16 protein-coding genes are annotated in these 20302 nt (G+C 63.6%); 10 read left to right on the forward strand and 6 right to left on the reverse strand.

Features of this window, described 5'->3' with window-relative positions:
- Position 1: 1 nt before the first annotated feature.
- The 4 genes from nikB to serA all read left to right on the forward strand — a co-directional run bounded on the left by nikB (position 2) and on the right by serA (position 5619).
- A complete protein-coding gene (nikB, locus tag BBD46_RS20075) occupies positions 2–952 on the forward strand; it encodes a nickel ABC transporter permease (protein ID WP_071403433.1) in 951 nt (316 codons plus the stop codon).
- Entirely contained in the window at positions 949–1857 is a 909-nt protein-coding gene (gene nikC, locus BBD46_RS20080) for a nickel transporter permease (protein WP_071403434.1), read from the forward strand. Before nikB ends, nikC begins: the two co-directional genes overlap by 4 nt.
- Before the next feature lie 24 nt (positions 1858–1881).
- Entirely contained in the window at positions 1882–3900 is a 2019-nt protein-coding gene (locus BBD46_RS20085) for an ABC transporter ATP-binding protein (RefSeq protein WP_071403435.1), read from the forward strand.
- Positions 3901–4032: 132 nt separating this feature from the next.
- Positions 4033–5619, forward strand: coding sequence for a phosphoglycerate dehydrogenase (gene serA, locus BBD46_RS20090; RefSeq protein WP_071403436.1), 1587 nt, complete (start codon positions 4033–4035; stop codon positions 5617–5619).
- Positions 5620–5746: 127 nt separating this feature from the next.
- Here serA and BBD46_RS20095 read toward each other — a convergent pair whose 3' ends face one another.
- Positions 5747–6721 carry a hypothetical protein gene (locus BBD46_RS20095; protein ID WP_071403437.1) on the reverse strand — a complete coding sequence of 325 codons (975 nt, stop codon included), beginning with the start codon at positions 6719–6721 and terminating at the stop codon, positions 5747–5749.
- Positions 6722–6867: 146 nt separating this feature from the next.
- Between BBD46_RS20095 and hisI the strand changes: the two genes are divergently transcribed.
- Both hisI and BBD46_RS20105 read left to right on the forward strand, forming a co-directional pair.
- On the forward strand, positions 6868–7308 hold the full coding sequence (hisI, locus tag BBD46_RS20100) for a phosphoribosyl-AMP cyclohydrolase (protein WP_071403438.1): 441 nt from the start codon (positions 6868–6870) through the stop codon (positions 7306–7308).
- An 8-nt stretch (positions 7309–7316) separates the two neighbouring features.
- Positions 7317–8519, forward strand: coding sequence for a DUF7118 family protein (locus tag BBD46_RS20105; protein WP_071403439.1), 1203 nt, complete (start codon positions 7317–7319; stop codon positions 8517–8519).
- A 131-nt stretch (positions 8520–8650) separates the two neighbouring features.
- Here the strand turns inward: BBD46_RS20105 and BBD46_RS20110 are convergent, their stop codons facing one another.
- On the reverse strand, positions 8651–9931 hold the full coding sequence (locus BBD46_RS20110; protein ID WP_071403440.1) for a polysaccharide deacetylase family protein: 1281 nt from the start codon (positions 9929–9931) through the stop codon (positions 8651–8653).
- Between the two features lie 388 nt (positions 9932–10319).
- Between BBD46_RS20110 and BBD46_RS20115 the strand changes: the two genes are divergently transcribed.
- The 3 genes from BBD46_RS20115 to BBD46_RS20125 all read left to right on the forward strand — a co-directional run bounded on the left by BBD46_RS20115 (position 10320) and on the right by BBD46_RS20125 (position 12200).
- Positions 10320–11030, forward strand: a complete 711-nt coding sequence (locus tag BBD46_RS20115; RefSeq protein WP_071403441.1) for a CatB-related O-acetyltransferase — start codon at positions 10320–10322, stop codon at positions 11028–11030.
- A gap of 157 nt (positions 11031–11187) precedes the next feature.
- On the forward strand, positions 11188–11598 hold the full coding sequence (locus tag BBD46_RS20120) for a universal stress protein (protein WP_071403442.1): 411 nt from the start codon (positions 11188–11190) through the stop codon (positions 11596–11598).
- Between the two features lie 92 nt (positions 11599–11690).
- The gene (locus BBD46_RS20125) at positions 11691–12200 is read left to right on the forward strand and encodes an HPP family protein (protein ID WP_071403443.1); all 510 of its coding nucleotides are present in this window, start codon (positions 11691–11693) and stop codon (positions 12198–12200) included.
- Between the two features lie 361 nt (positions 12201–12561).
- Here the strand turns inward: BBD46_RS20125 and BBD46_RS23295 are convergent, their stop codons facing one another.
- Entirely contained in the window at positions 12562–13674 is a 1113-nt protein-coding gene (locus BBD46_RS23295; protein ID WP_253184613.1) for a hypothetical protein, read from the reverse strand.
- Between the two features lie 831 nt (positions 13675–14505).
- On the opposite strand from BBD46_RS23295, the gene BBD46_RS20135 reads away from it, so the two are divergent.
- Positions 14506–14943, forward strand: a complete 438-nt coding sequence (locus BBD46_RS20135; RefSeq protein ID WP_071403444.1) for an SPW repeat domain-containing protein — start codon at positions 14506–14508, stop codon at positions 14941–14943.
- A gap of 253 nt (positions 14944–15196) precedes the next feature.
- Here BBD46_RS20135 and BBD46_RS20140 read toward each other — a convergent pair whose 3' ends face one another.
- The 3 genes from BBD46_RS20140 to alaS form a co-directional block, all read right to left on the reverse strand.
- Entirely contained in the window at positions 15197–16408 is a 1212-nt protein-coding gene (locus tag BBD46_RS20140; RefSeq protein WP_071403445.1) for an AMP-binding protein, read from the reverse strand.
- A 66-nt stretch (positions 16409–16474) separates the two neighbouring features.
- The gene (locus BBD46_RS20145) at positions 16475–17275 is read right to left on the reverse strand and encodes an alpha/beta fold hydrolase (RefSeq protein ID WP_071403446.1); all 801 of its coding nucleotides are present in this window, start codon (positions 17273–17275) and stop codon (positions 16475–16477) included.
- A 61-nt stretch (positions 17276–17336) separates the two neighbouring features.
- Positions 17337–20117 (reverse strand): alanine--tRNA ligase, encoded by a 2781-nt coding sequence (gene alaS, locus BBD46_RS20150; protein WP_071403447.1) that lies wholly within the window; start codon positions 20115–20117, stop codon positions 17337–17339.
- Positions 20118–20302 lie beyond the last annotated feature (185 nt).

Consider the following 20302-nt stretch of genomic DNA (forward strand, 5'->3'; position numbering starts at 1 on the left):
CATGGATACGGCACCCTACCTCGTTCATCGGTTCGGCACGTCGCTCGTGGTGCTCGCTGGCGTCTCGGTCGTCACCTACGGGTTGCTCTTTCTGACGCCCGGCGACCCGGCCGAGGTGATTCTCAGCCAGCAACTCGACCGCCAGCCCTCCGAGGCCGAAATCGAGGCGTTCCGCGCGGAGCACGGCATGGACGAGCCGGTACCGCTCCAGTACGCCGACTGGCTCACCGACGTGCTACGCGGCGATCTGGGAACCTCGTACTACAGCGACGCATCCGTCACAGGACTCATCCTCGACGCGCTCCCGCTGACGCTCGAACTCGCCGCCGCCTCGGTGGTCGTCGCGCTCGCGCTCGCGATTCCGACCGGCGTCCTGAGCGCCGTCCACCGCGGAACGGCCATCGACCGCGCGAGCCAGCTCGGGGCGCTCGTCGGCGTCTCGATGCCGAACTTCTGGCTGGGCTACCTGCTGATCCTCGTCTTCGCGCTGACGCTCGGCGTCCTCCCGGTCGCGGGCGCGGGGAGCTACAGCCAGCTCGTCCTCCCCGCAATCACGCTCGGCACCGGCATGGCCGCCGTGCTAACCCGGCTCGTCAGGAGTTCGATGCTCGACGTTCTCGACGAAGGCTACCTCGACACCGCGCGCTCGAAGGGGCTGCGCAAGCGGATCGTCGTCTACAAACACGCACTTCGCAACGCGCTCGTCCCCGTCGTGACCATCCTCGGCGTCCAGCTCGGCGCGCTGCTCAACGGCGCGGTCGTGATCGAGATCGTCTTCCAGCGCCCCGGACTCGGCATGCTGCTCGTCGACGCCGTCTTCGAGCGCAACTACCCGGTCGTGCAGGGAATCACCCTCTTCACCGCGGTCGCCTTCGTCGTGACGAACCTGCTCGTCGACCTGAGCTACCGCTACCTCGACCCCCGCGTCGAGCTCGGAGGTGACCCCGCGTGAGCGTCGCACTCGAGTCCATCGCAAGCGCGGTCGGCCGCCGGTATCGTGCGCTCCGAACGTCGCGAACGCTGGCGACGTTCTGTGCGAACCCGCTCAACGTCGCGGGACTGAGTATCGTGACGGCGATCACGATTGCCGCGGTCATCGGGCCGCTCGTCGCGCCGTACGACCCGACGACGCAGGATCTCGCGAATCGGCTGCAGGGTCCCTCGCTGGCGCATCCCTTCGGCACCGATCAGCTCGGTCGCGATATGCTCTCGCGGCTCCTCTACGGTGCGCGGCTCTCGCTCGGCATCGCCGTCGCCGTCACTGGGATCCGGCTCGTGCTGGGGACGGCGATCGGCCTGCTCGCGGGCTACGCCGGCGGCTGGATCGACGAGGCGCTGATGCGGCTCGTCGATATCCAGCTCGCCTTCCCCGGACTCGTCCTCGCGCTCGTGATCGCCGGTATCCTCGGCCCGAGCCTGCGGAACGTGATGCTCGCGCTCGCCGTCGTCGGCTGGGCCTCCTACGCACGGCTCGTTCGCGGAACCGTCCTCGCGACGAAAGAGCGCGACTTCGTCCGCGCCGCACGGCTGATGAACGTCTCCCGGTTCCGGATCGCGACGCGACACCTCCTCCCGAACGTCGCCGGCCCGGTAGTCGTCCTCGCAACGCTGAACATGGGGACGGTCATCCTCGGCACCGCCGGCCTCTCGTTCATCGGCCTCGGCGCGCAGCCACCGACCCCCGAATGGGGGACGATGCTCGCTGACGGCCGTCACCACCTCCGTACCGCCTGGTGGATCGCGAACGTTCCCGGCGTCGCCATCATGTGCACCGTGCTCGGATTCACCCTGCTCGGCGACGGCCTGCGCGACGTGCTCGACCCGAATCACGAGACGACGCTGGAGAAACCGACGTGACTACAACACCACCCACAGAGCCAGATGACCACGACACCACCCACACTCGAGTACGGTCCTGACGACGCGGCTACCCCCGACGACGAGGCGACGAACCTCCTCGCCGTCGAGAACCTGCAGGTACAGTTCGGAACGCACGACGGCCCCGTCCGCGCGGTCGACGGCGTCTCGTTCAGCCTCGAACCGGGCGAAACAGTCGGGATTGTCGGGGAGAGCGGCTGTGGCAAGTCCGTCACAGCTCGCTCGATCGTCGGGCTTCAGGAACCCGGCGAGGTCGTCGGCGGCACCGTCCACATCGACGGCGTGAACGTCCACGAGGCGAGCGATCGGGCCCGAAGACAGCTACGCGGTGACACCGTCTCGATGGTGTTTCAGGATCCCGACCAGACGCTGAACCCCGCGTTCGATGTCGGCGAACAGATCGCCGAATCGCTCAAGGTCCACGACCAGCCGGAACGACAGCGCTTGCTCGACTACCTGCACGCGCCGCTGTTCGCCAACCGATCGGACTGGCGAGACCACCGCGAGCGCGCCGTCGAGCTGATGGATCAGGTCGGCATCGACGAGCCCGCCGACCGCGTCGACGACTATCCCCACGAATTCTCCGGCGGAATGCGCCAGCGCGCCGGCCTGGCCATCGCGCTCGCGTCCGATCCCGACCTGCTGATCGCCGACGAACCCACGACTGCGCTCGATACGACGACGCAAGCGCAACTGCTGGATCGCCTCCGACGGCTCACCGACGAGCGCAACATGGCCACCCTGCTCATCACCCACGACCTCGGCGTCGTCGCCGACATCTGCGACCGCGTCGTCGTGCTCTACGCCGGCCAGGTGATGGAAACCGGCCCGACCGACCGCGTGCTCGCAGCGCCCCACCACCCCTACACGAGAGCGCTACTCGAGTGCCGAACCAGCCGGGCGGCGAGAAAGCGACGGGTGCCGACGATCGAGGGGACGGTACCGGAGCGCCTCGGCGAGCAGCCGGGCTGTCCGTTCGCGCCGCGGTGTCCGGCGGCGGTCGACGCCTGCCGGGAGGGGGAACCGCCGACGTTCGAACGCGACGACGGGACGGTTCGCTGTCGCGAGGGCGTCGTGTTCGGTGAGCCTGACGCCGACGGTGGCCTGGGGCTGGAGTACGGGTGTGGAGAGACCCAGTGCGACGAGGGTGACTCGAGTACCACCTCGGCCACAGCCAGCACCAGATCGGCGAGTCAACCACTGAGAACGGACGCAGGCACTGACTCGCTCGTCTCTCTCGAGGGCGTCTCGAAACGATACCAGCAGGCAGGCGGGCTACTCAGGCGTCTCCTCGGAACCGACCGGAGCCTGCAGGCCGTCGACGACGTGACGCTCGAGATTGCGGCTGGCGAAACGCTGGGGCTCGTCGGCGAGAGCGGGAGCGGCAAGTCCACCCTCGCCAATCTGGTGACGGGACTCGAAACACCCACGAGCGGCGCAGTTCGGTTCGACGGCGACCTCGTCGGCGCGGCCGGAACCCGCACGGCAGCCACCCTCCACGACGTGGGCGTCGTCTTCCAGAACCCGCGATCGAGTCTCAACCCGCGGCTGCCGGTCGCGCAGGTGATCGCCGAACCCCTACACGCGAACGGCTGGAACGAACAGCGACGACGCGACCGCGTCAGCGAGTTACTCGAGTCGGTCGGGCTCTCGGAGCGCCACGCCGAGCGGTACCCCCACGAGCTCTCGGGCGGGCAGCTCCAGCGCGTTGCGATTGCGCGGGCGATCGCACTCGATCCGCGGCTGGTCGTTCTCGACGAACCCGTCTCGGCGCTCGACGTCTCGGTGCAGGCGCGGATCCTCAACCTGTTGCTGGAACTACAGCGGGACCTCGAGTTGACGTACCTGTTGATCTCCCACGATCTGGACGTGGTCGAGCACGTCTCGGATCGGGTCGTCGTCCTTTCGAACGGTGAGGTGGTCGAGGCGGGGCCGACCGAGCGGGTACTTGCAGAGCCGAGTCATCCCGAGACGGCCGCGCTGGTGGAGGCAGTGCCGCGGCTCGAACACAGTTCGCAGTAGTGGTACTGAGGTGAGGAGTCGGAAGGTGGGGAGAAGGGAACCGGAAAATCGCCAGCCAGCGCCGACAAGGTAGTTTTTGCCACCCGTGGCGACAACGGAAGGGTTTACCTGCTGCGCGCGATTGTCTCGCGCATGAACGTGCTCGTCACGGACCCCATCGCGGACGCGGGTCTTGACGTACTCAGAGACGCCGGCCACGAGGTCGAAACGGGCTACGAACTCGAGGGCGAGGATCTTCTCGAGGCGGTGTCTGACGCTAACGGACTCATCGTCCGTTCCGGGACGGAAGTCACCGACGACCTCCTCGAAGCCGCCGAGAACCTGGTTATCGTCGGCCGCGCTGGAATCGGCGTCGACAACATCGACATCGAGGCCGCGACCGACAACGGTGTCATCGTCGCCAACGCGCCGGAAGGAAACGTCCGCGCGGCCGCAGAGCACACCGTCGCGATGACGTTCGCCGCCGCACGCTCGATTCCGCAGGCCCATATCCGCCTGAAGGACGGCGAGTGGGCCAAAAGCGAGTACCTCGGTGCCGAACTCGACAGCAAGACGCTCGGCGTCGTCGGCCTCGGTCGCGTCGGCCAGGAGGTCGCGAAAAAGCTCGATTCGCTCGGCATGGACATCGTCGCCTTCGATCCCTACATCTCCGAGGAGCGCGCCGACCGCCTCGGTGCCGAACTCGTCGACTTCGAGGACTGTCTCGCCCGTGCCGACTTCCTCACTATCCACACGCCGCTGACCCCCGAAACGGAGGGGATGATCGGCCCCGACGAACTCGACCTGCTGGAAGGCGGCTACGTGGTCAACGTCGGTCGTGGCGGCATCATTCAGGAGGACGCACTCGCCGCCAAAGTCGAGGATGGGACCGTCGCCGGCGCAGCGCTCGACGTCTTCGCCGAGGAACCGCTCGCCGCTGACTCGCCGCTGCTCGAACACGACGACATCATCGTCACGCCCCACCTCGGTGCCTCGACCGAGGCAGCCCAGGAGAACGTCGCGACCTCGACGGCCGAGCAAGTCAACGCCGCACTCGCCGAGGAGCCAGTCGCGAACGCGCTCAACGCGCCCTCGATCGACGAGAGCGCCTTCCCGCGTCTCGAGCCCTACATCGAAATCGCCGAGACCGGCGGCAAGGTCGCCGCCCAACTCCTCGATGGCCGCATCGAGAACATCGAGGTCACCTACGAGGGCGACATCGCAGACGAGGACATCGAGTTCGTCACGGCCTCCGCGCTGAAGGGCGTCTTCGAACCGCTGGAGTGGCAGGTCAACGCGGTCAACGCCCCACAGATCGCCGAAGACCGCGGTGTCGACGTGACGGAGTCGAAGACCCGCCAGGCCGAGGACTTCCAGAGCCTGATTTCGGTGACGGTCAGCAACGACGACGATTCGATCACCGTCGACGGAACGCTCTTCGCGGGCGACGACCCGCGGATCGTCCGCGTCGATGGCTACCGCGTGGACGCCATCCCGCACGGAAAGATGGTCGTCACGCGCAACACGGACGAACCGGGCGTCATCGGCCTCATCGGAACCGTGATGGGCAAACACGGCGTCAACATCGCCGGGATGTTCAACGCCCGCGAGGCCCACGGTGGGGAGGCGCTGACGGTGTACAACGTCGACAGTCAGGTGCCCGACGCGGCGAAGGACGAACTCAACGAGGACGAGCGGATCATCGGCGTCGATTACATCACGCTGAACGGTCAGAACTGACGGCTGACGGTGAAGTCCGAGGGCTGAGAATCGAGTATACCAGAACGCCGTCTTTTCGCCACACTCACACGGACTCTCTGAACGCGTTCCGTCAGTCTGAGTGAACACGTTCCGCCAGTCTGAGCGCCTACTCGTCGGGTCCGGGCGACACGTTCGGCGCACCGCCGGTAATCGTCACCGTCCGCCCCTCGACCTCGGTGTCGTGGACGTCGTCCGAGATACCCTCGAGTTCGGCCACGATATCGTCGGTCGGCTCGACACCCTCCTCGAGGATGAACACCCAGGTCATGGTGTCTGCCATCGGCGACTCACTCGAGACACCCCAGATGTAGATCTCGTCGAGCGAGACGTCGCTCCCCTCGGGCGCGTTGTACTCGCCGGTAACGGTCGTCGTGTGGGGGAACTGCCGGAAGAGGTGGGTGAACTCCTGGTCGATATCTTCCAGTCGGTCGTGGCTGCCGTGGTGGGCGTCGATCCGCTCCTCGTAGTCCGGGCCGATGACGATGGCCGACTCACTGACGGCGATGTCCCGCCGGCCCGACGTGTTCGGAATCGGCGCGTCGATGATCGCGAAGCCCTCGTACTCGTCGACGAACTCGTACTCGTCGTCGTCTTCGACGCCCGCGACGATAGCGTCCCGGTCGAACGAGCCGAAAAAGACCTGCGTGAGCGACTGGATCAGGTGCGCGTCCACGGTCTCCGAAGAAACCTCGAAGTAGTCGGGGAAGACGCTCCCGAAGTCGGTCCCCTCGGGGAACGCCTCGGTGTAGTCAAAACGGCGGTTGCCGCCGTTGAACGGGTCCGCGTCGGTGAGCCAGGTCCGGAAGGCGGCCGCCTCCTCCCAGTCCGCCTCGATATCACGGTCGGGAATCTCGCGCTCGAAGCCCTCCTCGCCGTTGGCATCGCCGTTTCCGTCGTGGCCGTTCGAATCGTCATCGGACTGATGCCCGTTGTCCGATGGATCGTCCATCTCTTCGCTATCCGCACAACCGGCCAGTCCCGCCAGTCCGAACGCAATGGCACCGATCGCGCCGCGGCGCGTGATCGTGGTTACCGAACTCGAGTTGCTCATGTGGTAGGCGTCGACCACGGATGGACCCATAACTGCTCGTGACTGTCTATCGCTGTGAGAACGTCCGTAAATCGAGACAGTCACGGGCCGAACGGGTTCGGTTCCGGTAAATCGCCGGGTGGCGACGTTTGCGAGGCGGCAAAAGACCTATCGCCCCGACGACCAACCCATCAGACATGGACGACAACGGCGACGTTGCGGTCGACTTCGGCGAGGACGGCCTCGTCCCCGCGGTCACACAGGACGCCGAGACGGGCGAGGTCCTCATGCTCGCCTACGTCTCGCCCGAGGCCCTGGACCGCACGCGCGAGACCGGTCGCGCCCACTACTACTCGCGCAGTCGGGACGAACTCTGGGAAAAGGGCGCGACGAGCGGGCACGTTCAGGACGTCCGCGAGGTGCGCGTCGACTGCGACGCCGACACGCTGCTCTATCTGGTCGACCAGGAGGGCGGCGCATGTCACACCGGCCATCGCTCGTGTTTCTACCGGACCATCGACGGCGAGACGGTCGGCGAGGCCGTGTTCGATCCCGACGCAGTCTACGCGGACGGCGGGACGGTCGACGAGACGATTGATGGAGACGAAAGCGGCGAGACGACCACCGAATCCGAGTAACCCAGACGATGAGTGAACGCGTCCACGACACCCACGATCACAACGCCACTGACGGCACCGAGGGCGACCGACGGGACGGCCACGAGCACGTCGACTCACCGGCACTCGCCGACCTCGAAGCCGCCCGCGACCGATTCGAGCGCGCAACTCAGCGCATCGAGGACCACGGCGGAGATGCCGTCCACGAAGCCGCAGCCGCCTACCGCGACGCCGACGAACTCCTCACGGGGTACGTCGACCGCGCGACCGGCACCGGCCGCGAGAACTTCAAGGCCTACGTTGAACTCGAGGGCAAGTTCTCCACGCTCGTCGAGAACCTCCCGGACGATCTGAAGGGGCGCGCGGCGTTCGACGACGCGCTGGATGCCATCGACAAGCGCCGCCTCAGCGAGTCCGACTTCGAGCGCGCCCACGACGCACTCGAGCCCGCCGCACAGTACGCCGAACTGCTCGACGAACGCGAGGCCGCCCGCGAAGCGATCGACGACGCCCGCACCGCCGCCGCCAAGCGCCGGCGTGAAATCGAACGTCAGATCAGCGAGCACGAACGACTGCTCGAACTCGGCACCGCCGACCTCGACGCGCCGGTCGAACAACTGCGAGACCCAGTCGAGGCCTACAACGATGCGATCCGCGAGGCGTTCACCGAGTACCGACTCGAGACACCCGCCCGCGAGGTGTTCGCCCTCGTCGACCGCAGCCGGTGGTATCCGTTCGTCGGCTTCAGACAGCCGCCGGCGGATCTCAAAGCGTACGTCGAAGAGAGTTCCGACGGCGAGTATTCGATCCCGAAGCTACTCGAGTTCGCCGGCTACTCACACTCGAAGCTCGAGCACTACGTTGAGGATGCGGACGTACTCAAGCGCCGTGTTGCGACCCAGCAGACGTATCTGGACGGGATCGACGCCGAGGCGCTGACCATCGACTGGCCGCCCGAACCTGCGGGTGCACTCGAGCGCCGTGTGCGAGAGTACCGGCCGTTCGTCGCTCGGGTGGCTGACGAGGAGACGGTCGCACAGCTTCGCGAGATCCGTCTGCGGACGTACGATGACGAGTACGACCGGCTCCAGACGGCCGCCCAGGCGGTCGAACAGCTCACTGCCGAGGAGCGCGAGCAACTCGCAAACGGTGCGCTCGCGGACGACCTCGACTCGCTGCGCGCAGAGAAGGCTGCACTCGAGTCGGCGCTGGATGTGGACGATCCGGTGTAGAGTTTGCTCGCAAGGGGCGCCAAACGAGCGAAAACGCGGAATGCAACGCCGGGTCAGAACGCGATCCCAGCGGCCGGTTTCCGAACCCCGATCCAAGCGGTGGCTTCTACCACCAGTTACCACCAGTGTCGTTAGTGAACGTACTCGTCGGCCATCTCCGCCGGCGTGATTACCTCCAGATCGCCGGCTTCGACGTGGGCATCGAGTTCTTCGAGCGTTTCCTCGAGCCCCTCGATCGCTTCCTCCTCCTCGAGTTGGTAGAACGCGAGCGACGTGATGCCGCCGTGGGTCGCGGTCCAGTCGAGTATAGTAGCCGCTTCGCCGGGCGCAGGGTTCGACACCGTCGAACAGAGGTGTGGGTTGCCGGCATACCCCTGTGCCTGTGTCTGGCCCGCGAACGCGAGGTCGTAATTGTCCTGGACGAGTTCGTAGGCAGATTCAGTGTACTGCGAGCCGGGGAACGCGAAGAAGCGTGCGCCGTCGTCGTACCCTTCATCCTCGAGCCAGTCGATCGGTTCGGTGATATTCTCCTCCATTTCGTCCGGGCCGATGTTGCTGACGTGCGTTCCGTAGTGTGAATGGCTGCCGATCGTCCAGCCGTCGTTGGCGAGGTCAGCAACCTGATCTTCCGTGAGCCGGTCGCCTTCTACCGCAACGTCCGACCGAATGCGACTGGTCGGGACGAACGTCGTTGCCGGGAACCCGTACTCGGAGACGCGCGGCAGCGCTTCCGAGTGGTGGGTCTCGTAGCCGCCGTGGAACTGGAGCATCACTTTGCCGGCGTTCGGCTTCGGAACGAAGTGGAAGTCATCGACCCACATCCGGCTGTCGTCGTCACCCTCGTCGTCACTGCTGCCAAACCAGCGGATGATCTGCAAGACCATGATCTCGCTCAGGTCCGGTTCGCCGCGGACGCGAGTGAGCCCGAAGTTTTTGCGAGCCAACGGCATGTCCGACATCACCTGTTGGCTGTATTCGACGTAGTCGCCGTCTTCATCCTGCAGTTGAAGGAGTACGACACCGTCGTCTTCCGCGGTCATCGCGAGGCCAGGGACGACATCCCGGATATCGATTGGGTCGTCGAGCGAGCGTCGGGCCCGGACCTGGCCGTCTTCTGGGTCCGGCGCGAGAACCATCGATTGCGAGCCGTCGTAGGACCGCTCACTATCGGTGTCGATCGCGCCAATGTCCTGGAACGCCTCCCACTCGTCGATGGATTCGAAGTCGTCGAAGGTGCCGACCAGACCGGATCGGTCGCCGCCGTTGCCGCCGTCGTCACCGTTCTCACTCTCGGCGTCACCACCGTTTTCGTCGCTCGGATCGTCACCGCTCTCATCACCGCCCATACAGCCCGCAAGCGCGAGTCCAACGGCCGTAGCCGATGTCGTCGTGAGATACGTTCGTCGGTTCATCGGTGTACTACCGAGGCAATTCAGGAAGCCCGATTGTTATGTACGAAATAGATCAACTCGGCCATCGCTACCACAACGGTTACCGATAGTAATGGGAGCGAACGCCGCGACAGCGACATGCTGTTTACTCGTACGCCCGCTATGCGTTTCCCAGCCCACAGACGCAACCGGATTCCCGATCCATAATCAGTGGGCTACGTGTCAGGACTCATGGGTACACGCTTGCTCGCACCGGGACAAGTGACCCAGTCGACAGCGCAAACGTCGGACTAGTCGAGCTGGTCAGCGTGCCTACTGTCGGTAGGTCCGTGTTTCAACTGGTCCCGAGTGATGACTCTCTGGCGGATGGAAATAACTTATATTCGACACGATGAGGAAGCGCCGTTCCATGGCCCTCGATACCATCGTGGAACGGTCCCTGTCGCTGCTCGGGTATCCGTCCATCACTCACGGGCTGCTCAATCGACGCGTCGACGCAACTGCGCTCGATGTCGCACCCTCGGCACGAATTTCGATGGGATGTCTCCTTCGAGGGCACGTCACACTCGGCCCGCACGTCCGGTTGAGTCGTGGCTGTATCCTGAATGGCTCGATCGATGTCGGACGACGAACGAACTTCGAACCAGACTGCGACCTCGTTGGCGACATCGAGATCGGCAACTACTGTGCAATCGCCAGGGAGACGACGTTCCAGCAAACGAATCACGAAACGACGAAACCCGCGATGCAGATCAGACTGTACGACGAAGTTCTCGACAGTGAGCTGCCACCCACAGCAGACGGGCCAATCGAAGTCGGCAACGACGTCTGGATCGGAACGGATGCGACGATCCTCTCCGGCGTCACGATTGGGGATGGCGCGATTATCGGTGCCGGTGCCGTCGTGACGAGCGACGTCGATCCGTACGCGGTCGTCGCCGGGGTCCCAGCCAAGCGAGTGCGGTGGCGGTTCCCAAAGGAAACGCGGGAACGGCTGCTCGAACTCGAGTGGTGGGAGTGGGACGAGGAGACGATGCGCGAGAATCGCGACTTCTTCGAGCGGACGCTTCCCGACTCACGGGCCGTACAGGATACACTATCGCTTGAGACGGTGAACTGACGCTGCACGCGAGGGACACGACAGTCGAACAGCCGTCGAATAGTGGTGGAGGTCAGCGGCGTTCGGCGGACACAGCAGCGGACAGATGCAGTGGCCAGCATCGAGCCGAGCGCGGAAGGGGCCGGGGATTTTCACGGAGAACCCCGTACGAACACCCATGACCCGGCAGCTGCTCGTTCCGATGGACGACTCCGAGCCCGCGCGTGCGGCATTCGAGCATGCTCTCACAGTCTATCCCGATGCCGAGATCACGGTCGTTCACGTCGTCGACGACCTCGAAACCGGCTATGCGGGAGAGTCGGCTCCAGCGGACGCTGACGAGGCAGAACCCGAGTTCTTCACCGAGGTGCGGGAGCTGGCGACAAGACGCGATCACCCCGTCGAGACAGCCGTCATCGAAGGTACCTCGGCCGAGGCGATACTCGAGTTCGCCGACGAGGAAGGGGCCGACCAGATTGTGATGGGCAGCGCTGGCCGGTCCGGCGTCTCGCGGATGTTGCTTGGAAGCATCGCGGAGGGTGTTGCACGGCGGTCGACGATTCCGGTGACGATCGTTCCGCGAGGGTAATAACGACACGCGGAGGTGCACAAGGCGACCGCAGGTCCGGGCGCGGCAACGTGAATCGGGGGTGTTTTTCGCATCACTTTCCAATGGGGGGTATGGACGACCGGACGGGAACGACGCTGCACACCGGCCTCCTTATTCTGACCACTGCTGCGGTGGCGTGGCTCTCCGGATTGCCGATGTTGTTCCCGAGTCTCGGTCCCTCCGCGTTCGTTCTGGCGCTCTTTCAGGACAGCGACGCGACCTCCCCGCGACGGGTGATCGGCGGCCACGCGATCGGCGTCGCGGCCGGACTGCTCGCCTACCATCTGTTCGCTGCGGGCGTGACGATGACCAGCGCGACAGATCCGGGTTCGATCGAAGGCCTTCGGATCGCCGCGAGCGCCGTGCTCGCGACGATGCTCACGACCGGCGGCATGCTCGCGACCGACACCCGACACCCGCCAGCGTGTGCGACGACGTTGATCGTTTCGCTCGGACTGCTTTCGACGGTGTTCGAGGGCGTGCTGATCGTCCTCACCGTCGTCGTGCTCGTCGTCGCCCACGAACTCCTGCTGGCGACGGAGCGACTCGGCGCACGATACGAAAGTCGACTGCGGTCCTGATGGTGCCAGGTCGGTTTCGTTTTGTCCCGTTCGGTTCCGTCCCGTTTCGCCCCATCCCGTCCCGTTTACCGGTTTTGTTGAAAGCCTCAATCGGTGATAGATTCCAACCGCCTTGCTGAATACAGGGCGCGAATGTGGCACGAGATCCGGGCCGCTTTGCGAAGGTGGTGATCGTTCAGTACAGGACAAGCAGTTACCGAAGCGGGTATCGATCTATCAGGACCATGTCAAAAGTCGCCTGCTGAATATAGAAGATGCGTTCCGCACAAAGGCTTCGTTTGTTTCGCGTCAACGACGACGAACCAACTGCTCAGTAAACCTACTTACTGCGCACATTCAGTATCGACATCTCGGGAGTTTCCTATTTTAATATAGCCTGACGGATACGTTCTACTATTGTCTCCTCATCAGTCATTTCGACTATTTCTTTCCCGCCGTCCCTCATCTTTTCTCTCGTGTCCCCACCATCGTCTTCCCTTTCTTCGAGCATTTCGTCCACTTCTTCACCACCTTCTTCGAATATTTCACCAGTTTCCTCACCGCCTTCTCGGAGCGTCCCGCCTACTTCATCGCCACCTTCTTCGACCATCTCAGCTGTCTCCTCACCACCTTCTTCGACCATCTCACCTGCCTCTTCACCACTCTCTTCGACCATCTCACCTGCCTCTTCACCACTCTCTTCGACCATCTCACCTGCCTCTTCACCACTCTCTTCGACCATCTCACCTGCCTCTTCACCACTCTCTTCGACCATCTCACCTGCCTCTTCACCACTCTCTTCGACCATCTCACCTGCCTCTTCACCACTCTCTTCGACCATCTCACCTGCCTCTTCACCACTCTCTTCGACCATCTCACCTGCCTCTTCACCACTCTCTTCGACCATCTCACCTGCCTCTTCACCACTCTCTTCGACCATCTCACCTGCCTCTTCACCACTCTCTTCGACCATCTCACCTGCCTCTTCACCACTCTCTTCGACCATCTCACCCGCCTCTTCGAGCATCTCACCCGCCTCTTCACCACTTTCTTCGACCATCTCACCGATCTGTTTACTTCCCTCTTCGATCTGATCGCTGAGCCCCTCGCTGGACTCTCTAATTCGATTGGCGACGTTCTCCGTCGTCTCTTCCGTCTTTTCTGCTACTTTTTGACCACCCTTCTGGACTTGATCAGCCGCGCCGTGGGTCATCCCCCACGTACGACTTTTGACGGTGTCAGTGACTCCATGACCCTGCTTTGAGGGGCCGTCGCCCTCAGAACTGACCTTTTCGCTTACTGAACCAAACCAATCTCGGAGTACGTAACCAAGGCCGATGAGGGTGACTACATCAATTAGACGGGGACGAGATTTCCCCTTCTCAGTAGTCATTCTCTCCTCATCGCTGGTCGGCATTTCCTCCTCGATCCTCCTTCCCCCTTCGTGTCTGGTCGTCCCCCCGTGTGGAGGGGTTATGTCTGTCTTATCTGACATCATTAACCTCATTGGCCCCTACAGACAGTATACTTCGGCCAGCAGCAGCAAGTCGAAAAATGGCGGCCGAATTGTTATTAGCCAAACAGTATGTGGCGGATAACAGATGATACGGAGCGCATACGAGAGATAAACGTGTGTGTTCACTTGGTAGAAGACTGTCCGATCTGAACAGGGGATCGACGTACCGCTGGTTGGCCAATTAGTGAGCAGTACACGCTATGCACTGAGCATTCACTCTTCCGCATTGATTGCCTCTCAGCTCGTGTCACATTCGTGCTGTGTATTCAACACAACGCTACAAACCTCTCTCGGACCTGATAGAACGTTCGCTGGTCAACAAGCACGTACAGTGAGCAGATCACTACGTTTCGTTTCAATGTATCTTGGGAGGAACACGCTGATCAGTACAGGCGGACGAGATAACGAACGTTGTTATCTGCTATTAGTCAATCTCCCACTCTGGTCGCTTCTCGTCGAAGTGCGAGCCTTTCGTCACGATGTGTTCGTCTCTGTTCCAGTTGACCAATCCCTCCTGTTCTAATTCCGAAAGAGAAAAGCTAGACAGTTGGAGACGGAGCTTCGCCACATCCTCGTCAGCAGAAGGTGGATCATTACGCGAGTTGGCTTTGGATACTTGGTATTGTGCATCAACTGTATAAGACGCCGGAAACGCTTATGTTCCCAACATTTTCACTGACTCCCTGTGTTTTGATTAACTGAGGAACAATCTGCATCACACGATCAGTTCGCAAACCAGACAGTACATAGCCTCTTGAGAGTGCAAGCCTCGCCGTTTTCCCTATTCTACGGGTAAAAAGGGCGTTCGTCATGAGCAATACACCAACTGACACCGAATCGACCAGCGGTACCGAAGCTACTCGTGATACCCTCAATACGGACACGATGCAGTGGGTGAGCGCAATCGTTGCCTTGGCAGGATTAGGGCTCATAGCCTACCCGTTCATGTTCGAGTCCACAGAGGCGGCGATCTGGAATGACACCATGACCGGGACGGCAGTGTTCCTGCTCGCCGGATACAACTTCTACCGATTGACGAAGGATCGACTGGCGAACGTCGCCGTCGCGTCGCTGGCTACACTGCTCGGCCTGTGGGCGCTCGTCTCCCCGGCAGTCATCGAGATGGGCAGCAACGAACTCGCGATGACTACCGCCGGTGGCGGCCTGCTCATCGCTGTCCTCTCGGCGTACAGCGCCTACGCGAACAACAGTGCCGATACCTCCGAGACGGCCCCCGCTCGCGCGTAATCAACTAATCCACTTTTCATCCCAAGAAGCCGAGGACACAGTCGGTACACGGGACCGTAACCGGTACATTCGCACGTGTGGTGAGCAGATAGTTCACTGATTTGGGCGTGAAACAAACAGCGCTCTCGTGCTGCACTTATCCTCTGTATTCAGTAGTCAATACGTATCATCTATTGAGGGTTTCAGCAGAGCCGTTTCTCTACATCCCGCCCCACCCCACCACATCCCGTTCTGTCATGCTCAGGAACGTCCCTCACTCCAGCGCGTACCGTCCGTGCTCGTCTCGCTCGAACGACTGGCCGGTATCGACCCACTGGTCGGCCGGCTGACTCCCCGCCGCTTCCCCACCGAGGTACCCGTCCGCGACGACCGTCCCCCGCACCTCGAGCGTTCCGTTCCCTGCACCCTCGACGACGGCACCGTCCGACCCGACGAGTCGCACTCGACAGTCCAGAACCGGACGCCCGATACTCGCCGTCTCGGCAGCCTCGTCTCTCCCGTCTCCGTCGTCAGTCCCCGCAAAACCACCGCTCGCAACGGCGCTTCCCGCGAGTATCGTCGGACACTCGAGTACCCCGTACACGCGCGAGACTGGAATCCCGCGATCTCGATACGGATCGAGCAATGCCGGGTCGACTGTCGCGTCTGGCAACACACACCGGACGGACTCGAGTGCGGCCGTGAACGCGCCGTCCGCGTCGCCTGCCAAGTCACGAAAAACGCTCGTCCGGCCCGAAAGATGTGTCGCGTTCTCCGCAGCCATCGCGGTCAGCGCATCGCCCGGATCGAACGCCCGGTCGAGTAACAGCCGGCCGCCGGCGTACAGCACCGGGAGCGCCAGCCGAACGAGTCCGTCGGGTGCCGATAGCGGAGTCGGAATCGGCGCGACGGTGTCCTGCGTGAACCCCCACGTCAGGACCGCCGCGATGCAGTTGGACTCGAGCGTCCGCGCAGAAAACGTAACGATCGGCTGTCCGTTGTCGCCGTGGAGGGCGAGCAGCGCCCGCGATGCATCCGGATCGCTGCCCCAGCGGTCGGCGGGCTCGACATCCGTGAGGTCGGGCAGCGTCACCGAGCGGTCGAACGGTATCGAACGGACGAGGTCGCGCTGGGCCGGTTCAGCGACGACGAGGTCAGGATCGAGCGCGTCGAACGGTCGCTCGACAGTCACCGGCGTGAGCAGGTGTGAAATCGGGGCGAGCGTCGCACCGAGGCGGCGACACGCGAACAGCAGCGCGAGCGAGGTCACGCGGTTTCGCGAAACGAGACAGACGGTGTCGCCCGCATCGATGCCGAGTCCCGCGAGACGCGCGCCGAGCCAGTCTGCGAGCGTCGAGAGCCCCTCATACGTAATCTGATCCTCGTGGATCGTCTCGGCGGGTGCGTACAGCCGCTCCTCCGAAATATCGACGATAGCGGTGCGATTCGGAAAGCGCGCCGCCCGCCGTGCGAGCGAGAGAGTCACGAGAGGGATGACGACGCTCGCAGCCGTAATACGAGCGGAGTCATTCGCAAGCCGCCAGCTCTGTGGCTACGAGTCCGCCGACTGCGACTCGGACTCCAAAAACCCGAGCAACCGATCGTTCACATCCCGCGAGCGCTCGATAAAGCCGAGATGGCCGACGGACTCGAGTGCCTCGAACTCGCCGCGGGGCAGCCCACGCGCGAGGTCGCGGCCGGCGTCGGGATCGACGAGCGAGTCGTCGGTTCCGTGGAACACCCGCGTCGGCTGGGTTACCTCGACGAGCCAGTCCGTCGCGTCGAAGTCGTCGAGCGCTGCGACCTGTGCTTCCCAGTCCGCACGGTCGGCATCGCCATCGGCTCGCCAGTCAACCATTCCCTCGACGACCTCCGGTTGGGACGCGAGAAAGTCAGCAGAGAGCACCGACTCGAGTGACTCCCGAATCGCGTCCCGGTCGGCCGGCGGGGCGAACAGCGACTCGAGGGAGAACGCATCGCCGGTGGCTGCCGTGCCGAACAGCGAGAGCGTTTCGACGCGACTCGTGGAGCGAGCGGCCGCAAGCGCGATCGCGCCACCGAGGCCGCAGCCGACGAGGTGGGCGCTGCGAACGTCACACGCTGCGAGGACCGCTTCGAGGTCGGCGACGAAGTCAGCGAGGTCGTACGGTCCCGGCGGCCCATCAGAGCGGCCGGTGCCGCGGAGGTCCCAGACGATGGTTTCGAACGGGCCAGTGAGGGCCGCGTGTTGCCAGCCCCAGAGCCAGCCGCCGAGACCGGCATCGGAGATGAAGACGACGGGAGCGGTGTCTGCCGCGGCGTCGCCGTCGCGGGAGTAGTGCAGTGAGACGGAACCGTTCGACGCGGTAGGCATACTAGAAGCGAGTGGATGAAGAAAGGCGACGGTTTCGGTTCTATCTGCGCTCGCGCCGCGTTCAGGCGTCGAGGACCTGCCGCAACACGTCAGGTGCGTCCGCGAGTGCGTCGTCCAGGTCCTCGGTGTTCGGACCCCCACCTTGCGCGAAGTCCGGCGGACCGCCGCCACCGCCGCCGACGCGAGCGGCCAGTTCGCCGACCACTTCGCCAGCGTTGACGCCGACGCCGTCCGGAACGGCGACGACGAACGTCGCACCGCTCTCACCGCTGCCCAGAACTGCGATGCTTCCTTCGTCGACGATCGCACTCGCGGTCGCACGGAGTTCGTCCATATCGGCATCCAGTCGGTCGACGACTGCCGTCGTCTCGCCGACATCGTACTCCTCGCCGCTGCCACCGCCGCCCGCACGGGCCGCTGCGAGTTCCTCCGTCAGGTCCTCGATCTGCTTGCCGCGGTCCTTCCACTCCTCGAAGAACCGTTCTGCGGTCTCGGGGACCTCCTCCGGCGAAACGTCCAAAATCTCGGCCGCCTCGTAGAGGGCGTCCTCGTTCTCCTGGGTGGACTCGAGTGCGGCATCGCCAGCGGCGAAGGTAATGCGCTCGACGCCGTCCTGGACGCGCTCGGTGGTGAGGATCTTGATCGAGCCGATATCGCCGGTGCGGTCGACGTGGGTGCCACCGCAGGCCTGGACGTCGTCGGCGACGTGGATGAGGCGGATCTGTTCGCCCGGCGGGATGCCGCCCTGGTAGAGGTTGAAGCCGTGTTCGGATTCGGCGTCGTGGCGGTCGGGCCACTCCTGGCTGACCGAGGTGTTGTCCATTACGAGGTCGTTCGCGACGCGTTCGATCGTCTTGACATCCTCGCGGGAGATGCGGTCGTAGTGGCGCAGGTCGATCCGCGAGGAGTCGACGCCCTTCTGAGCGCCGGCCTGGCGGACGTGCTCGCCGAGGACCTGGCGGGCGGCGTGGATGATGATGTGGGTCGCCGTGTGGTGGCGCATGAGCTGGCGACGCCGGGCGGTGTCGAGTTGGCCGTTGACGAACTCGCCCTTGCCGAGTTTGTCGTCCGTGCGGTGGAGGATCACGCCGTCCTCGCGCTGGACGTCGCGGACCTCGACGGTCGCGTCGTCGGTCGAGAGCGTCCCGGTGTCTGCGGGCTGGCCACCACCCTCGGGGTAGAACATCGTCTGGTCGAGGACGATGTCGTAGCCCTCCTCGCGTTCGAAGACATCGAGCACGACCGCCTCGAACTGCGTGCGCTGCTGGTCGTCGTAGTACAGCGTCTCCGTCTCGGGGAGGTCGGCAAAGCGCTCGTCGGTCTCGTCTGCCGTCTCCTCGGCCGCGTCGGGCGTGTCGTGGCGCTCGGCGACGAGACTGTAGAAGTCGTCCGGCACGTCGACGTCTGCACCGGCCTCTGTGGCGATTTCCTCGACCATGTCGGGCTGAAGCCCGTGGGAGTCGTAGAGTTCGATCAGTTCGTCGGTCGGAATCGGCTCGCCCGACTCGGCGTGCTCTGCGGCGAGCGATTCGACGCGACGACTGCCGCGTTCGAGCGTCTCGCGGTACTTCTCGACCTCAGTGCGGACGATGTCGCGGATCGTATCGCGGTTCTCGTACTCCAGGCGCGCTGCCTGCATGTCGACGAGTTCGTCGAGCGGCGCGTCGACGCCGACGGTGTCACAGAGGCGCTTCGTTCGACGGAGCACCATTCGTGCGAGATAGCCCGTGCCGACGTTCGAGGGGACGATGCCGTCGCCGAGCATGTACGCGAGCGTCCGGCAGTGGTCTGCGATGGCGTAGATGTCCTCGAGTGGTTCCATCAGGGATTCGAGTTCGCCCGGATCGACATCGAGTTCGGTCGCGATTTCGCCGCGAGCGGTCTCCATGTCCTCGGCCTCGTCGATGTCCATGTGGCCCGCGAGTTTGGCGGCGCGGTGGATGAGCGCCTCCTCGTCCTCGGTGTGCTCGAGTCCCGCGTTGTCTTTGAGGAACTCGATCATGTCGGGGTAGACGGCCTCGTAGACGGTCGGGGTTCCCTGGGACACCCAGGTCCACCGTTCGAGCCCGTAGCCGGTGTCGACGATGTAGGTGTCCATGTAGGAGTAGCGGTTCCCGTCTTTCATCTCGAACTCGCCGTCGGGGTCCTGCTCCATGCACATGAAGACCAGCGTGGCGAGTTCGACGCCGCGGTAGATGACCTCGATTGCGGGCCCGGCGTTGCCGCCGCCGACCCACGGATCTTCGATGTAGATGACTTCCTCAAGGTCGACGCCCATCGAGTCGAAGAACTCGTCGCAGAGTTCGACGGTGCGGTCCTTCCAGTAGACCTCGCCCTGGTAGGCGTACTGGTCAGGGTCGTCTAAGTCCTCGCGCGCGTTGAACGCGTGGTGGGCCATCATCTCGAAGGCCATCGTGTGGCGGCCGGTCTTTCCGACGTTGTCGATGTCCTGCATCCGGATGCAGGGCTGGGAAACGGTGAGCGGGTTCGCCGGCGGCGGCGTCTCACCGCTCGTGACGAGCGGCTGGAAGTCGTAGATCGACGCCTGGGTCAGCAGAACGTCGTCGCGCCAGCGGTTCGCTGCGACCGGATACGGGTCGATCCGCTCGTGGTCGTGTGTTTCGAAGAACGAGAGGAACTGCTCTCGCATCTCCGAGAGGCTGTACGTTTCGTCGAATCCGGGGTTCTCGATGAAGTCGTACTCCTCACAGGGCGGTTCCCCGCAGGTTTCTCGGTCGTGGTCGCGCGTCCAGAACTGCGCGCCACAGGAGGGACACTCCTTCCGGACGAACCCCTCCGTCTCGAAATACTCGAGACGGTACTCCTCCTCAAGTTGGCTCATTATACACGTGTTGGCCATGCAGGGCGTAAAACAGTTCCGCAACACTCACTCGGCGAGAATCCGCCCGATAGCCGTCCGCTCGTCTCAGAGACCGGGTGTTCAGTTATTCATTATGTCGGATAGATATTAGTGAGATTGGTGTGAATTAGTGAATCGGAGCCGGGTTCTGGACGCTGTATCGACGG

The sequence above is a fragment of the Natrialba sp. SSL1 genome, assembly GCF_001861355.1.
Lineage (GTDB): Archaea > Halobacteriota > Halobacteria > Halobacteriales > Natrialbaceae > Natrialba.

Coding starts and splice junctions, on each gene's coding strand:
- BBD46_RS20115 (WP_071403441.1), top strand. CDS start 10,320: ATGGCCCTCGATACCATCGTGGAACGGTCCCTGTCGCTGCTCGGGTAT.
- BBD46_RS23295 (WP_253184613.1), bottom strand. CDS start 13,674: ATGTCAGATAAGACAGACATAACCCCTCCACACGGGGGGACGACCAGA.
- BBD46_RS20105 (WP_071403439.1), top strand. CDS start 7,317: ATGAGTGAACGCGTCCACGACACCCACGATCACAACGCCACTGACGGC.
- BBD46_RS20145 (WP_071403446.1), bottom strand. CDS start 17,275: ATGCCTACCGCGTCGAACGGTTCCGTCTCACTGCACTACTCCCGCGAC.
- serA (WP_071403436.1), top strand. CDS start 4,033: ATGAACGTGCTCGTCACGGACCCCATCGCGGACGCGGGTCTTGACGTA.
- BBD46_RS20120 (WP_071403442.1), top strand. CDS start 11,188: ATGACCCGGCAGCTGCTCGTTCCGATGGACGACTCCGAGCCCGCGCGT.
- BBD46_RS20095 (WP_071403437.1), bottom strand. CDS start 6,721: ATGGGTCCATCCGTGGTCGACGCCTACCACATGAGCAACTCGAGTTCG.
- BBD46_RS20085 (WP_071403435.1), top strand. CDS start 1,882: ATGACCACGACACCACCCACACTCGAGTACGGTCCTGACGACGCGGCT.
- alaS (WP_071403447.1), bottom strand. CDS start 20,117: ATGAGCCAACTTGAGGAGGAGTACCGTCTCGAGTATTTCGAGACGGAG.
- BBD46_RS20110 (WP_071403440.1), bottom strand. CDS start 9,931: ATGAACCGACGAACGTATCTCACGACGACATCGGCTACGGCCGTTGGA.
- BBD46_RS20125 (WP_071403443.1), top strand. CDS start 11,691: ATGGACGACCGGACGGGAACGACGCTGCACACCGGCCTCCTTATTCTG.
- hisI (WP_071403438.1), top strand. CDS start 6,868: ATGGACGACAACGGCGACGTTGCGGTCGACTTCGGCGAGGACGGCCTC.
- BBD46_RS20135 (WP_071403444.1), top strand. CDS start 14,506: ATGAGCAATACACCAACTGACACCGAATCGACCAGCGGTACCGAAGCT.
- nikB (WP_071403433.1), top strand. CDS start 2: ATGGATACGGCACCCTACCTCGTTCATCGGTTCGGCACGTCGCTCGTG.